16 protein-coding genes and 1 tRNA gene are annotated in these 14,422 nt (G+C 66.1%); 7 read left to right on the forward strand and 10 right to left on the reverse strand.

The window, feature by feature from the left end; genetic code table 11:
* Positions 1-28 precede the first annotated feature (28 nt).
* From AC5RVV_RS15465 to AC5RVV_RS15500, 8 genes are all read right to left on the reverse strand, one after another.
* The gene (locus AC5RVV_RS15465) at positions 29-670 is read right to left on the reverse strand and encodes a DUF4232 domain-containing protein (RefSeq protein ID WP_494002270.1); all 642 of its coding nucleotides are present in this window, start codon (positions 668-670) and stop codon (positions 29-31) included.
* A gap of 99 nt (positions 671-769) precedes the next feature.
* Complete coding sequence (locus AC5RVV_RS15470) at positions 770-1,486, reverse strand: YcnI family copper-binding membrane protein (protein ID WP_494002271.1); 717 nt, start codon at positions 1,484-1,486, stop codon at positions 770-772.
* A 101-nt stretch (positions 1,487-1,587) separates the two neighbouring features.
* On the reverse strand, positions 1,588-2,214 hold the full coding sequence (locus AC5RVV_RS15475; RefSeq protein ID WP_494002272.1) for a hypothetical protein: 627 nt from the start codon (positions 2,212-2,214) through the stop codon (positions 1,588-1,590).
* The gene (gene rlmH, locus AC5RVV_RS15480; RefSeq protein ID WP_494002273.1) at positions 2,211-2,678 is read right to left on the reverse strand and encodes a 23S rRNA (pseudouridine(1915)-N(3))-methyltransferase RlmH; all 468 of its coding nucleotides are present in this window, start codon (positions 2,676-2,678) and stop codon (positions 2,211-2,213) included. The genes AC5RVV_RS15475 and rlmH overlap by 4 nt, the downstream gene beginning before the upstream one ends.
* Positions 2,675-3,535 (reverse strand): thioesterase family protein, encoded by an 861-nt coding sequence (locus tag AC5RVV_RS15485; protein ID WP_494002274.1) that lies wholly within the window; start codon positions 3,533-3,535, stop codon positions 2,675-2,677. The genes rlmH and AC5RVV_RS15485 overlap by 4 nt, the downstream gene beginning before the upstream one ends.
* Positions 3,536-3,617: 82 nt before the next feature.
* Positions 3,618-5,243 (reverse strand): hypothetical protein, encoded by a 1,626-nt coding sequence (locus AC5RVV_RS15490; protein ID WP_494002275.1) that lies wholly within the window; start codon positions 5,241-5,243, stop codon positions 3,618-3,620.
* 9 nt (positions 5,244-5,252) lie between these two features.
* Positions 5,253-7,538: a transglycosylase domain-containing protein gene (locus tag AC5RVV_RS15495; RefSeq protein ID WP_494002276.1), complete on the reverse strand. Its 2,286-nt coding sequence runs from the start codon at positions 7,536-7,538 to the stop codon at positions 5,253-5,255.
* A gap of 463 nt (positions 7,539-8,001) precedes the next feature.
* Positions 8,002-8,211: a hypothetical protein gene (locus tag AC5RVV_RS15500; RefSeq protein ID WP_494002277.1), complete on the reverse strand. Its 210-nt coding sequence runs from the start codon at positions 8,209-8,211 to the stop codon at positions 8,002-8,004.
* Between the two features lie 294 nt (positions 8,212-8,505).
* On the opposite strand from AC5RVV_RS15500, the gene AC5RVV_RS15505 reads away from it, so the two are divergent.
* The 5 genes from AC5RVV_RS15505 to AC5RVV_RS15525 all read left to right on the forward strand — a co-directional run bounded on the left by AC5RVV_RS15505 (position 8,506) and on the right by AC5RVV_RS15525 (position 11,505).
* Positions 8,506-8,694 (forward strand): hypothetical protein, encoded by a 189-nt coding sequence (locus AC5RVV_RS15505; RefSeq protein WP_494002278.1) that lies wholly within the window; start codon positions 8,506-8,508, stop codon positions 8,692-8,694.
* Positions 8,695-8,845: 151 nt separating this feature from the next.
* Positions 8,846-9,049 (forward strand): cold-shock protein, encoded by a 204-nt coding sequence (locus AC5RVV_RS15510; RefSeq protein ID WP_494002279.1) that lies wholly within the window; start codon positions 8,846-8,848, stop codon positions 9,047-9,049.
* Between the two features lie 329 nt (positions 9,050-9,378).
* On the forward strand, positions 9,379-9,558 hold the full coding sequence (locus AC5RVV_RS15515; protein ID WP_494002357.1) for a zinc-ribbon domain-containing protein: 180 nt from the start codon (positions 9,379-9,381) through the stop codon (positions 9,556-9,558).
* Between the two features lie 267 nt (positions 9,559-9,825).
* The gene (locus AC5RVV_RS15520; protein WP_494002280.1) at positions 9,826-11,133 is read left to right on the forward strand and encodes a Glu/Leu/Phe/Val family dehydrogenase; all 1,308 of its coding nucleotides are present in this window, start codon (positions 9,826-9,828) and stop codon (positions 11,131-11,133) included.
* A gap of 174 nt (positions 11,134-11,307) precedes the next feature.
* Complete coding sequence (locus AC5RVV_RS15525; protein ID WP_494002281.1) at positions 11,308-11,505, forward strand: hypothetical protein; 198 nt, start codon at positions 11,308-11,310, stop codon at positions 11,503-11,505.
* A gap of 137 nt (positions 11,506-11,642) precedes the next feature.
* Here the strand turns inward: AC5RVV_RS15525 and AC5RVV_RS15530 are convergent.
* Together AC5RVV_RS15530 and tadA are read right to left on the reverse strand one after the other, a co-directional pair.
* Positions 11,643-11,730, reverse strand: a tRNA-Ser gene (locus AC5RVV_RS15530).
* A gap of 61 nt (positions 11,731-11,791) precedes the next feature.
* Positions 11,792-12,271, reverse strand: a complete 480-nt coding sequence (gene tadA, locus AC5RVV_RS15535) for a tRNA adenosine(34) deaminase TadA (RefSeq protein ID WP_494002282.1) — start codon at positions 12,269-12,271, stop codon at positions 11,792-11,794.
* A gap of 61 nt (positions 12,272-12,332) precedes the next feature.
* On the opposite strand from tadA, the gene upp reads away from it, so the two are divergent.
* Together upp and AC5RVV_RS15545 are read left to right on the forward strand one after the other, a co-directional pair.
* Positions 12,333-12,968, forward strand: coding sequence for a uracil phosphoribosyltransferase (gene upp, locus AC5RVV_RS15540; RefSeq protein WP_494002283.1), 636 nt, complete (start codon positions 12,333-12,335; stop codon positions 12,966-12,968).
* Positions 12,969-13,538: 570 nt separating this feature from the next.
* Entirely contained in the window at positions 13,539-14,402 is an 864-nt protein-coding gene (locus tag AC5RVV_RS15545; RefSeq protein ID WP_494002284.1) for a winged helix-turn-helix domain-containing protein, read from the forward strand.
* Positions 14,403-14,422 lie beyond the last annotated feature (20 nt).

Consider the following 14,422-nt stretch of genomic DNA (forward strand, 5'->3'; position numbering starts at 1 on the left):
GTGTGCAGTCCGGGGAGCGGGCGGGCGGCTACGGGGCCTGGAAGGTGCCCACGGTCATCAGCACCACGGAGGAGTCCGAGCAGCCGACCGTCTCCTGCTTCGCGACGAGCGATTCCTTTTGGTTCGGCGGGTAGACCCTGACCCCCGCCACATCCGTGAGTCCGCATTCCTCGCCGTAGTTCTGCGCGTTGGTCTGCTGCAGCTGCGCCTCGGCGGTTCCGCCCGGCTCCAGCGTGACGGCCGCCGTCGCTGCCGCCGGGTCCCGTTCGGCCGGCGCGCCCACCTGTGTGCCGTCGGCGTCGACGTAGGAGACGCCGGGGTACCCCTGGAGCGTGCAGGACCCGGTGCCGGTGTTCGTCAGTACCAGCGTGCGGTAGACGCTGCCGGCGGCCCCGGCGCCGGGTTTGGTTTGAATGGCCGCTTCCAACTGGTCGGCGCGGCAGGAACCGTCGGCGGCGCCGCCGCCGGCCTCCGGGGACGCGGTGGCGCTTCCCGCGTTTCCGGTTGCCGGGGCAGGCGCAGGGGACGACGACGGCGCGCTGGCCGCGGGGGCGGAAGACGCAGCGGCGGTGCCGGGTTCCTGAGCCGGTTGCCCGCATCCGGCCAGCAGGAGGGCGGATCCAACGAACAGGGCCGCGGCGGCCGGGCGCGCCCGGAAACGATTCATCATGGTCATATTAAACACCCTCGCCAGCCGCCCTCCGGCTTGGGATTCCAGCCGGCGGACGGCCGCCTTCAGGCGGTCCGCCCGCCGGGAGCAGCTTGTGGGTCAGGGCCTCTTGCGGGTGCGGACCAGCGCGGTCACGCCGGCGGCCAGGCCCAGCACGCCGGCCCCGAGCCCGGTCCAGCCTGCCACCGTCGCCGCGCCGTTGCCCGCTGCCCCGGCCGCCCCGGCATCCGGAGCCGCGCCGCCGTCGTCGTGCCCTCCGTGGCTGTTGGCGGATGCTTCGCCGATCACGAACGACGGAGCCGGGGAGTCCAGCTCGTGGGGATCTTGGCCCTCCGCGGGCAGCTCGGCCCAGTCGATTTCGCCCTTCTCACAGGTCTGCAGCGTGGGGAAGGCCAGGCTCTCGCCGGGGACGTCGGGCAGCAGCACCTGGAGCTGCAGCGCGTCGCGCAGCCCGTCGGCCACCGGTTCCTTGGCCGTGTAAACAATCTGGCTGACCCGCTCGGTGATGGTGGCCCCGCTGTCCAAAGTTATGGGGGCATCGATGGTTTCGGTCACCTTCTCAACGTCCCAGTTGGGGTGCACGGTGGGCGTGGCGTCGGCCAGCTGCTCGGGCAGCGAGATAGCAATCTTCGTGGTCGGTGAACCCTCACATCCATGGGAGAAGGAGAACGTCAGCACGGAGCTGCTGCCGGCGGCGTCGTCCTCGGGGGTGACGCCCACGTGGGCGGAGGCTGCTCCGGCGCCAACAGCCAACAGGCCAGCCGTGGCTCCGACGGCCAGTAAAGAGCGAAGGGTAGTGCGGTGAATGGTAGTCACAGAATGCCTTTCGGGAGGCGCTGGGCCGCGGTCCGCGTAGCAAGGCCATAGCGGCCCGTCGCGGCGCAGGGCCGGGGAATCGATGATGTTTAGGACTTGGGTTAGGTCCGGTTTTGGAAGCTCGCCGGCACCGGCGGTCCCCGCAGCGGCACGAGTGTGACCAGGTACTGGGTTAGGAGAGGCAACGGATCTTGCTTGGCGGCAAGGGTGACGCCGGCGGGCGGCAGCGCCGTCACGGTCGACTGGCGGACCAGCGGACGCAGCCAAGCGGCCAGGCTCCACAGCGCAGCCTCGCCGCGCGCCAACATGAGCGCGGTCAGTGCTGTGGCCAGCACATGGGCGGCGAGCATGGCAGGCGAACTCCCGGCGTGGGATGTGGCCGCGCAGTCGAGTGCCACGGCAGTGGATCCGGCGTGGCCCGCATGGCCCACGTGTACGGCGTGTCCGTCGGAGTATGGGTCCGGCGCGCAGCGGACGGTTGCGAGAAGTTCAAAGGCTTGGTGCAGTGCGAGCTGTCCGACGGCCAGTACCGCAAGGATCGTCACCAGTTGGAGTTTCCGCCCGGCCAGGATCATCACCGGCAACCATGTCAGCGCGCCCAGCGCCAGGACGACGGCGGCGGGTGGCAGGGTTCCTCCGGCCGCAGTGTGCGCGCCGGCGGCTACGCTGAAGACAGCGGCGGCGACTGCCGCGGACCGCCCGAATCGCAGCGCGCTACCCAAGATCATTCATGGTGGTAGGGACGCCCGCCGGCGATCTCCTGGGCGCGGTAGAGCTGCTCCATGAGGATCAGCCGGACCAGCTGGTGCGGGAAGACCAATTTGGAAAGGGACCAGACGAAGTCGGCCCGCTGGTGGATCGAGTCGTCCACCCCGTACGCCCCGCCGATGATCAAGGTGACGTTGCGGGAGCTGTCCAGCGGCTGCTGGAGGGTGCGCGCGAGGGTGGGCGAATCGATGTTCTTGCCGCGTTCGTCCAGCAGCACCACGAAGTCGTTGGCGTACTTGCCGCTGAGTTTGGCCAGCAGGGTTTCGGATTCTTCCTTGCGCGCGGCGTCATGCTCGCGGGAGGAATGGGGGATCGGCTGCCAGCTGACGTCGAAGGGCTTCTTCATCCGCTTCTCGTAGCGGTCGATTCCTTCCGCCACCCACGACTCGTGTTTGCGGCCTATGGTCAGGATGCGCAGGGTCATCCGGCTGATCCGGAAAATTTGCGGACGGTCAGGATCTGGGCGGCGCGGCCCACCGGACCCTGTTCGTCGAACAGTTCGGTGTCCGTCAGGCCGACGCCGTCGTCGCCGAAGCTCACGCGGGTGTCCAAACCCGTCCACTCGCCCTGCGGCTGGCGGAACAGGTGGATGGTCAGGTCAAGGTTGGGGAACATGTACTCGCGCGGATCCTGCCGCACCGCGATGCCGTTGGCGGTGTCCACGATGCTGACGAAGCGGGCCAGCGGGTGGCTGTCCTCGCCCTGAACCAACGGGTGCAGGGTGCGCGCCCAGACGGTCCGGTTGCCGGGACCGAGGTCCGCCGCGGTGCGGAACTCCGTGGACCGGATGAAGCCGCCGTCCCAGACGCTGGTCATGGGCGCCGGGGGGCAGCCGGCGGGTCCGGGAAGGGGCCGGCTGAAGGTGCCGGCGACGGCAGCGGTATCACCGGTGAGCAGGCGCCAGGCCTGGGCGCGGATGGCCGTGCGGCCTTGCGCGGTGAAAGTGGCCTCCAAGAGCTCAATTGTCTTGCCCGGCCGCAGGACCCGGGTCTGGACCTCGAACTCGCCGCCGTGGATGATGCCCAGGATCTCGAAATTGATCCGGCTCATCACCATCTCGGGGCGGGGATGGTTGCGCAGCAGCTCGTGCACGATTAGGCCGGAAGCCGGTGCCATGTGCTGTTCGTGGTCGTTCCAGGCTCCTTGGGAATGCAGCGTGGATTGGAAGCGTCTGCCGTCCAGGCGCACGTAGTAAGCATCCGGAACTGCACCTCCATCGGCGCCGAGGTGCTCGGTAGCGGCAATGCCGGCGGTGGCCGCGGTGGCGGTGGAATCAACCATGCCCCCACTCTAGCCAAAGCGCGCGGCAGCCCCGCCTCCCGGCACCACGGGCCCCACGCCGGCAAACCGGCGGGTGCCGGGGTCATCGTTCTCCGACAGGGCGGGGATCGGGCGGGGGCGCCGGGGCAACGGGCTTGGCCGGCGGCGCCCAATCCAAGATGGCCGGCTGGCCTATCGCGTCACAATCCGCCGGCTCGGGCCGTGAGGGCTCCCGGGGCGGACTGGGCGGCTCCGGCTGCTCTTCCTCCTCGTCTTCGTCGCCCTGGTTTTCTTCGGCTGCTTCCACCGCCTTCCGGTAATCTTCCAGCGCCTTCTTGTACTCCTGCCGCGCGTTTTTGTACTCCTGCTCCGCGTTCCGGTTGTCCGCTTCGCACTGCGCCAGGGCGTTCCGGTAGCCGGCCCGTGCATTGTCCCGCTGGGTGAAGAATGCCGAACGCTCCGCCAGGGCCTGCTGGTAGACGGCGTATTCGGCCCAGTAGTCATTCCACTGTGCCGCGATCTTGTCCCACTCCTTGTTCACCTTGGCAACCGCGGCGGCGTAGTCCTTGTACTCCTGCACGTCCGTCCGGTAGTGGTCGTAGGCGGCCCAGTAGTCCAGCACGGCCTGTTGCCATTTCCTGGCGCGGGCGGCGAGTCTCGATTCTGCGGCTTGGACACGTTCCCGGTTGGCGGCGGCTGCGTCCCTGGCGTCGAAAGGCACCGGTGACATGCCGGTGAACTGCCAGCCGCAGCCCGGCCCGGCGGCGTCCTCGGTCAGCAGATGGACCTTCGCCGACCTCGCGGGCTCGTTCGCGGGGCCCTTGGGCGGCCGGGGGAACTCCCGGGCGTCCGGCATCGGCGGCCAGACCGGGTAGGCCGGCAGGGCCGCCGGATTGGCCGGCTTGACCTTCAGGTCCGGTGCCGGGAAGGACACGGTTTCGTAGTCGGCGTCGGCCGGGGCCTTCGGCAGCGGAACGGCGGGGATGGATACCGTTCGGGTGATCGTGAACGGCTTGTAGCCGGCGGTCGACCAAGGGGAGCGGGCAGCGTCGCCGGCTTTGGATTCCTGGTCTGCGCAGACGTCGGCGAGCGCGGCCGCGAGCTTCTTGTCCAGTTGCCTGGCCAGTTTCTGCAGCGGTGCGGCTGCCTTTCCCGTCACGAAGGCCAGCACGTCCCCGCGCCGGAAGGTGAGCACCTGCATGGTGCCGTGGCCGTTCTTGGCTGCGTAGATCCGGTGGGCCTGGACGCCGGGGCCGTCCAGTTCCTCGTTCCGGACCGCGATCGCCGGCCCGGCGCAGTTGGCCGCGTTGTCCGCCAGCTTGTCCATGGCTTCGGCGCCGAGGCCGGCGGTGTAGGCGGCGGCGAGCACCTGCACCCTCTCGCCGCGCACCCTGAAGGAACGGGACAATGCCACCGAGGGCGCCGCGCCGATGTCGCACGCGTAGGGCACCGGCAGCGCCGCTCCGCGCTCCACCGAACCCTCCGGCTTCCACTTTCCGGGCGGTTCGGCCAGCAGCCCGGTCAAGGAAATGGAGGCCGGGCTGTCCGTGAGCACCGCGCTGATTGCCACCGGTGTGGCAGGCTCGGCCACCGCCGCGGCCTGTTCCTGCGCGAAGAACATCGGCAGCCCCGATGCCTGCAGGGCCACCAGCCCCGACGCGGTGAGGGACGCCAGGCACAGCGCACCGGTGGCCAGGGCAAGGGCCGGATGTTTCTCGAAGATGGACACCGGGACTCCTTACAACCCGTCGGGGACCGTGATGGCAGTGTTGCTGCCGGCGCTGAGCGTGATGGTCACTTCCTGGCGGAAGGTCAGCCTGCTGCCCGGCGGTGCCGACTGCGCGGTCACCACGTTTTGATCCACCCGCGGGTCCGGTTTGGCCGTTTCCTGCCCGACCACCGGCACCAGGTTGTTGCGCAGCAGCACCGTGATGGCCTCGTTTACGCCCAGTCCGCGGAGGTCCGGCATGGACCGGGACGTTTCGACGCTGGTGGTCAGCGGGTCGGCCTCGGGCATCGGCTCGGCGGGCAGGCCCTTGTGCAGGCCTTCCATGGTGTCCTTCCATACGGGGCCGGCCAGTTCGGAGCCGGTGAGGTCGTAGAAGGTTTTGCCGTAGGCATGCACCGTCTTCAACGGGTGCTGGGTCCCGCCGCGGGGGTCGCCGAGCCACACCGCCGTCGCATACTGCGGGGTGACGCCCACAATCCAATTCGCGGCGAAGTCATTCGTGGTACCCGTCTTGGCTCCGGCCTGGCGGCCCTTCGGCATGCCCAGGGCGCCCAGCGTGCCCGCCGGGTGGAACGGTTCGGTCAGCACGTCGGCTACCGTGGCCGCCACCGAAGGGTCGATGGCCTGGTGGCAGTTTGAGGCGGGAACCGGGAGCTTCTCCCCGGTATCGCTGCGGATGGCTGCGGTGATGGTGACCGGCCGGCACAGCACCCCGCCGCTGACGAAGGTGGAGTAGGCGTTGGCCATCTCAAGCGGGGAAATCTCGTAGGAGCCGAGCGCCAGCGATGCCTCCCGGCCGTGCAGCTTATCGACGGGGATCGAGGTGATGCCCAGGGTTTCCGCGAACTCGGCGACTTCCTTCACGCCCGTGCGCTCGATCAACCGCACGAAGTAGATATTCACCGAAGCGCGCACGGCCTGGTAGGCGTCGATAGAGCCGTAATTCTCGTAGCCGTAGTTGTGGAAACCACCGGGCGGATTATCCAGCGAGGAGTAATAGGGGCCGTTGGCCAGCAGCTTTTGGCGCGGTGAAATCCCCTGGGACAGCGCCGTGGCGAGCACGATCGGCTTCATCGCCGACCCCACCTGGAAGGCACTGTCGGCGAAGACCACCTCGGTCTTGCCCTTGCCTTCGCCCCAGGACCGGTTCTGTGCCACCGCCGTGACATGCCCGGTGCCGGGTTCGACGACGGCGGTGCCCAGCGCCGCGCGGTTCTTGTTGCCCATCGCTTTGTGCACGGCCTTTTCGGCCGCGTCGATGGCCTTGCGGTCCAGGGCCGTGGTCAGCGTCATGCCGCCGCGCGAGAGCCGGTCCCCGCGTTCTTCCTGGGTCTTGCCGAAGGCAGGATCGGTAAGAATTTCATCCCTGACCAGATCGCAGTAGAACGGGTACTCGGAGCCGCCGCAGCCCGAGGGCACAGATCCCGGGTCGAGGCCGAGCCCGCTGCCGCGGGCCGCCGCAGCTTCGTTCGCCGTGATCGCGCCATGGCGCTCGAGCACATTGAGCACGGTGTTGCGGCGGCTGAGCGCTCGATCCGGGTATTTCATCGGATCGTAGTAGACCGGTCCCTTGAGCAGTCCGACGAGCAGGGCCGACTGGGGCAGGGTGAGCTTGGCCGCCGTCGTATCGAAATAGATGCGCGCCGCCGCCTGGATGCCGTACGCGCGGTTGCCGAAATAGACGGCGTTGACATACATGTTCAGGATCTGGTCCTTATCCAGGCGCTTTTCCAGCTGGACGGCGTACTTGGCCTCGCGGATCTTGGCGTTGTAGGTTTCGCCCACCGCCACCGACTTCTCGGTTTCATCCCGGGCGTTGTTGACGAGGATGTTCTGTACCAACTGCTGGGTGATGGTGGAGCCGCCCTGGCGCTCGCCGCCCACCGAGTTGCTCACCATCGCGCGGGTGACGCCCATGGGGTCCACGCCGTGATGTTCGTAAAACCGGGAGTCCTCGGTGGACAGCAGCGTGTCCAAAAACGCGGGCGAGACCTGATCCAGGTCCACGTCAATCCGGTTTTCGCTGTAGAAGCGGGCGAATTCCTTGCCGTCCTTGTCGAGCAGGACCGTATGTTGCGGCAAGGCGGTGTCCAGTGGAAGCTCGGCGGGCAGGCCTTCCCACAGGTCCAGCACGGAATCCGTGGCAGCAGAGAAGGCGATGGCCCCCGGCGCTACCAGGGATCCGGCGCTGAGCGCGACGACGGCGACCGCACCGGCCCATCCGGCCACGCGGATCAGGGTGCCCTGCCGGTGCTCCGGCCGGGCCGCAGGCCGCAACAGCTCATCCAGCCCCACGGTTTCCCGCCGCCGGGGCCACCACCGCCGCGTTTTTCTCCGCAGGTGGGCGGCGCTTGGGCCCGCCGGAGCCGGTGTGTGACCGGCAGCCGTTATCGGGGCGCCGCTGGTTGCGCTGCCCGCCGGATCACGATCCTCTTGGTTCACCCGTAGCCCCCGTCCCCCTCAGCAGGCCCTGGACGTCCCCCGACGCCACCACAGGGAAAACCTGCAGACGAATTACCTCAAGGAGGCGGCTTTCGTCAGCCGCCGCGACCTGTGAGGTGGTCTTAGCGTACGGCTAAAATTCCACGACTCAACCTCTTTTTCCGGCGCTTTTCGATAGCTGTCGAAATGTGACATGGGCGGCATTTTTGTGATGGATGTGAGAGGCCGGATTGCGCCTGAAAGCATTGACAGGACCGCTGCATGGCACTAAAGATGGCACCCCGCCCGGGCACCATCTGCGGCATGGAAGCACGCGCTAGAGCACGCGCTGGTGAACCACGGCCGACCCTTCGGCGGGTACCGGGACCGGTTGCGGAACTCCCTGAAGATAGACCAGGAAATCCTTGCTGTGCTGCCTTCGGTGGAATGCGGTCAGGACGCCGACATGCTCGTCCCCGTTGGCCGTGGTCACTGAGACGACCCGGCCGATGGCGGTGGGCTTCAAAGCCTTGGCAGGGGTGGCCATTCTCTTACCTCCGAAAGCCAGAGAAGGTGCATGGATAAAGGCTACGCCCCACGTGGCGCAGCGGCAGGATGTTCAGCGAGACCAAGGCCCCGTGAGGGTCGGGTTGGCCGCGCCCGAGGGGTTGTGGACGTGTGCCGGATCGGCGACAGTGATAAGGAGCCGTGCTACGGGTTGGATGAGGGCGTTTGAAAAGAGCGCTGGACATCGACGCCTTCGTTGCGGGCGTGCTCCGGGGCCCCCTGACGAACACCTGGTAAATCAGCTAAACAAAGTATCTCCGGATCAGGAGCAGTAATGACGGAAAACGTTCAGCCCGGCGGCGAAGACGCCGTCAGCGAAAACATCGAAGAGTATCAGCAGGATGACCGGCTTACCCCGGCCGACCGCATGGACCTCATTGCCAACGCCGTCGCCGAGGACGCCGACCGGGACGACGAATCCCGCAACCACGTCAAGGACGAAGGAGCCGGCGACTCTGCCTGACCTGTCTGGAGGACTGTCCCGCGGCTTCTTGCGGTCCGGACCTCCGGATGCTCTTGCTGCACGGCCGGTGCTCACCTAGGTTGAAGGTGGACGGTCGCGGGCAGGTTCCCGTTGGGGGAGTCGGCGCTGCCGTTCCAGAAGGAAGATCAGCATGGCAACAGGCACCGTCAAATGGTTCAATGCCGAAAAGGGGTTCGGCTTCATCAGCCAGGACGACGGCGGGCCGGACGTGTTCGCACACTTCTCGGCCATCGCCGCCAGCGGCTACCGCTCGCTGGAAGAAAACCAGAAAGTTGAGTTCGACGTCGTCCAGGGCCAAAAGGGACTGCAGGCCGAGAACATTCGCCCGCTTTAACACACGCTCAAACCAACGCCCCGCTCTCCGAAAGTGCGGGGCGTTTGTGTTGTAGCCGCCGTGAACCGCACAGGCTAGGGGACTCATTACTTACGCTCCGTCATCTTTGGCAGACGTGAGAGCCCTCGAATTCCTTTCGCTCCGCGCTGGTAGGTAATCGCCAAGTATGCTTACTATCTTGACAAGGGCGTCCTCTGCCAAGAGAACGGAGATCCATGTCTGCGATGCCCGCATCCCATCCGGGACTGACTGGAAACAACCTCTGAAAGGCACGCACAGTGTTTCTTCTCTTCGGTCTCAAGACCGCCCTTCGCGATCTGCCCGGACGGATGGCTACGTGCCAGTATTGCGGCCGGTTCGTGCACCATCGCCTGCAGGAACGCGCCACCAAACTCACAGTCTTCTTTATTCCGGTCTTCACAACATCCAGGGGCTTAGTCATCACCTGCACGAACTGCGGGCGGAGCTCCACAACGAAATCCCGACAGAAGAACGCACTCCTTAGCTAGCTGAGAGACTGCGTTTCACCTGGAAGGACATTTTTCCGAGGCGGCATAGGGCCTCGTTGTCTTGGCCGCACCGTTCATACCGGCAGGCGCGCGGCGAAGCGGAGCGGGCGTCTCGTCCCCGCTGGCCGGGTTAGGCCGCGGCCGCTGTTGAAGCTGCTAGTTGCGTCACGCCGTTTTGTGCACTCGCACACTGACGTCCCTTTCGCGCCCTTGTAGCGTCACATGCACACCCTCCGAAAGACCTAAGCCGAAAAGGAACCTCTGTCGATGACGACACCTGTCTTATCTCTGTCAACCGCACAATCCGAGCACGGCACGTCGGCTCCCACCCAGGACGCGGGACCGCTGGAGAACGCCCACAGGCAGCTTGCTTCAGCAATCCGTACGCTGGGATACAGCGAAGGGCTGCACCAGTTGCTGGCCCAGCCGCGCCGGGAGCTTTCCGTGAGCATCCCCTTGCGCCGGGACAACGGCAGCGTTGAGGTTCTCACCGGTTACCGCGTGCAACATAATTTTTCCCGCGGACCCGCCAAGGGCGGACTGCGTTACAGCCCGCACGTCTCCTTGGACGAAGTGCGTGCACTGGCAATGTGGATGACGTGGAAGTGCGCTCTGCTGGACGTCCCTTACGGCGGCGCCAAGGGCGGGATCACTATTGATCCGCGGAATTACTCGCAGCAGGAATTGGAGCGCGTTACGCGCCGCTACACCAGCGAAATCCTGCCGATCATCGGCCCTGAGAAGGACGTGCCGGCGCCCGACATCGGCACTGACGAACAGACCATGGCATGGATGATGGACACCTATTCGGTCAACGTCGGATACACGGTTCCAGGCGTGGTGACGGGCAAGCCTGTCAGTGTTGGCGGTTCCCTCGGCCGTTCGAGCGCCACATCCAGGGGCGTCGTGCACGTCGCGCTGGCAGCGCTTGCCCACGCCGGGCTTGATCCACGGCATAGCACCGCGGCTGTTCAAGGCTTCGGCAAGGTGGGAGCCGGAGCCGCAGAGTTCCTTGCCGACGCCGGAGTCAGCGTTGTGGCTGTGGGCGACCAGTATGGGGCCATCCATAATGCTGACGGCTTGAACATCCGTGCCCTGCAAGACCATGTCAAGGAGACTGGCAGCGTCGTCGGCTTTGCCGGCGCAGGTGCCATGCCTTCGGATGAGCTGTTGGAGCTTGAGGTGGACCTGCTGGTCCCCGCAGCAGTAGAAGGCGTGCTGCACGGCGGCAACGCCAACAAGGTGCGCGCCAAGGTCATCGTGGAAGGCGCCAACGGCCCCACCACGGCGGCGGCGGACGTCATTCTGCAGGACAAGGGCGTGCTCGTTGTTCCGGACATTCTCGCCAATGCGGGCGGCGTCATCGTCTCCTACTTCGAGTGGGTGCAGGGCAATCAGGCCTACTGGTGGACTGCTGCCGAAGTTGAAGAAAAACTGGAACACCGGATGTTGGCGGCGTGGGAGAACGTCCTGTCCATTGCGTCCAAGCGCGGCCTGAACCTGCGCGAAGCCGCTACGGTGACGGCGGTCGAGCGTGTGGCACAGGCGCACCTGACCCGCGGGCTCTACCCCTGATCCTGACTGCGCGCGTCGGCGGGGTTTCGCATGCCCCGCATCAGGGACCGGGCCGGTTGGGGGATGTTGCCGAACGATGGCGACATCCCCCAACCGGCGGCGGCACCCTCGTTTTGCCTCTCTTACCACCACGCAGCGGTCAAAATACTGCACAAGATTGAGGAAAGGTCTCCCATGACGGTAGACAATTGGAAAGACCTAACAGGCCAGCACGTTCAGATCCGCAAGGATGGGAAAGCCGTCCGGAAGGGCCGGGTCGAAGAGGTGACGCGGGCAGCGGACGCCCTGTGGCTGGAATGGCATGGCGGGCACCTGCGGCAGCTGTATGAAAAAGCTGAAGGTTATTCGGTAGAGCTCGTTCCAAGCCCGTAAGGCGCGGAACAGAAGAAGCTCTGGCCGTTACGGGTGGTCGTCGAACGGGCGACTCAAGCTCGGCAAACTGTCCCGATCTGCGGCGAAAGCAAAAGGCCCCACTTCCCTTCTCTAGGAGGGGAGCGGGGCCTTGCTAGTGGCGGTGACGGTGGGATTTGAACCCACGTTGGCTTTCACCAAACAACATTTCGAGTGTTGCACCTTCGGCCGCTCGGACACGTCACCAACGCGTCAACTTTACCCGCTGTTGGCCCTGAGCCCCAAAACGGCGCGGCCGGCACCTGAGTCAGAGGGGGAGATCGCCGCGGTGCCGCGCGAAGAACGCGCGCAGCATGGCGGCTGACTCCTCCGTGCGGACCTCAGGGTAGACCTCCACCCAGTGGTTCAGCCGACGTTCGCGCAGGATGTCGAAAACACTGCCGGCCGCGCCGGCCTTCTCATCCCACGCCCCGAAGACCACTTTCGGGATGCGGGCGAGCACGATGGCGCCGGCGCACATGGCGCAGGGCTCCAGCGTGACCACCAGCGTGCAGCCGTCCAGGCGCCAGGAGCCAAGCTTTCTGGCCGCCTCCCGAATGGCCACCATTTCGGCATGGCCGGTCGGGTCGTGCAGCGCCTCCCGTTCGTTGCGTCCGGAACCCAGCACCGCGCCGTCGGGCGCCATCACCACGGCGCCGATCGGCACGTCGGAGGTCTCCAGGGCCAACCGGGCCTGGTCCAGGGCAAGACCCATCCACTGGTGGTGCTGCGGATCAATGGGGCCCATGCCACCATTCTGGCAGGCCCGATGTTTGTCCCTGCTATCCGGCTGCCGGTAGTTTTGTGGAATGCGCGTACTCGAAGTGGATCATCCCCTTGTTGCCCACAAACTCACCGTTCTCCGCGACAAGACCACTCCGTCGCCCGTATTCCGCCAACTCACCGAAGAACTGGTGACCCTGCTGGCCTACGAGGCCACCCGCGACGTCCACACCGAGCCGGTGGAAATCGAGACCCCGGTCACCCGGACCATCGGGACAGCCTTCACCAAACCAACCCCGCTGGTGGTGCCTATTCTGCGCGCGGGCCTTGGCATGCTCGAGGGCATGACCAAGCTGGTGCCGACCGCCGAAGTCGGTTTCCTGGGCATGGCACGCAACGAGGAAACGCTGGACATCATTACTTACGCCGAGCGGCTGCCGGCCGATCTCACCGGCCGTCAGGTGTTCGTGCTCGACCCCATGCTGGCCACCGGCGGCACGCTGCGCGAATCCATCAAGTTCCTCTTCGCCCGCGGCGCCGCCGACGTCACCTGCATCTGCCTGCTGGCGGCACCGGAGGGCCTGCAGGCCCTGCGCGATGAGCTCGAAGACAAGAACGTCTCGATTGTGGTGGCGTCCATCGACGAGCGGCTGGACGAGAAGGCCTACATCGTGCCCGGCCTGGGTGACGCAGGGGACCGGCTGTACGGTGTTGCCGGCTGAACCAGCCGGCGAGGTGGCACCACTCACGGAACTGCCGGCTAACACAGCCAACGAGGGGCACCACTCGCGGGAACTGGTGAACCTAAGATCGGGGCCCGCACGCTCCAGCGGGTGTCCACATTTTGGACGGTTTGCAAACGCCTGTGCTTTGCATCTAGTGCGCCTCGCCACGAGGCAAAACCAACAATGCATATTTATTCATCCGCGCCCCGCGTGAGCGGGGTTCGACTGATATTTATGCACGGCCGTGGTGTGATGTGTGGCACAAAAGCACTGGTTCTTCTCACTATGTGAGACAAGCAGGCTTATATTACTTGCACGTAGGCATTGTTACGCGCCAAACTCATGGTTGTGAACAACAACGCAACAGCATCTGCAGCCGCAGCCTTCAGTTACGGGACGTATCCCGGCGCACTGGCGGACTGTTGCCGAATGCAGGCCTAACTCACCACCCCTCGAGTTAATCCAGGCAATTCATCTGTCCAATGGCGGGCGCCAGAAACACATCCCGTGCGGGCATACCCATGCATTCGCGCCGCGATGACGGCCATTTTCACACATGAGGTTCTAATGTCAGTTTCATCCGGATACGTCCACATCTCCGTCCGCAACGCCCAGAACCGTGCGGCAGCCGCGCAGCGACAGGCGGCCGGGCAGAACCCGCAGTTCGCCGGGCAGCCGTCTTACCCGGGGGAGCAGCAGGCCTACCGCGTGCTGCGCGCGGTTCCCGGCCAGTTCGACGCCGCTGCCCCCCATCCGACCACCGCCCCCACCCCCGTGGTCACCCCCAATGGAATTCCCGGCCCGCAGCCGGTGTCGAACGACACTGTTGCCCGCGGGTTTGTTCTCTATGTGGGACTGGACGAGGAAGCTGCCGCCGCCCAGGGGACCACGCTGAGCAAGCTGGCCTCCCAGGTGCGCGCCTACGTGCAGTCGCTGGCTCCCGACGCCCAGACCCACGGGGCCGTGGCACTGGCGCCGGCCGATGCCCCGGGAGAGAACATTGACGTGGTGCGCCAGGCACTGGGCGATCCGACCGTCAGCCGCCGTCCGCGGACCGCGGCCGTGGAGATACAGCGGCAGCCGCAGCCGGCCTCGCACGCCAGCCGTCCCAGCGGCGTCCTGATCGATCTGTCCCGCCGCGAGGTGCACCTGGACGGGGAGACCCTGAACCTGACGTTCAAGGAATTCGAGCTGCTCAACTACCTCGTGGAGAACGCCACCCGCACTGTCGGCCGCGAAGAGCTGCTCTCCGGGCTGTGGAAGAACGCCGAGGAAGTTCCGAACGAACGCACCATCGACGTGCATATCCGCCGGCTCCGTTCCAAGCTGGGCCGCCTGGCCAACACCGTTCGCACCGTCCGCGGCCAGGGCTACCGCTTCTATGAGCACCCGGAAGTAGTGGTCTGGGCCGCGCCGGAGTACTCCATCTAGGTCCTGCGCGGCTCCGCCGC

This window comes from Arthrobacter sp. MDT2-34-1 (genome assembly GCF_059091365.1).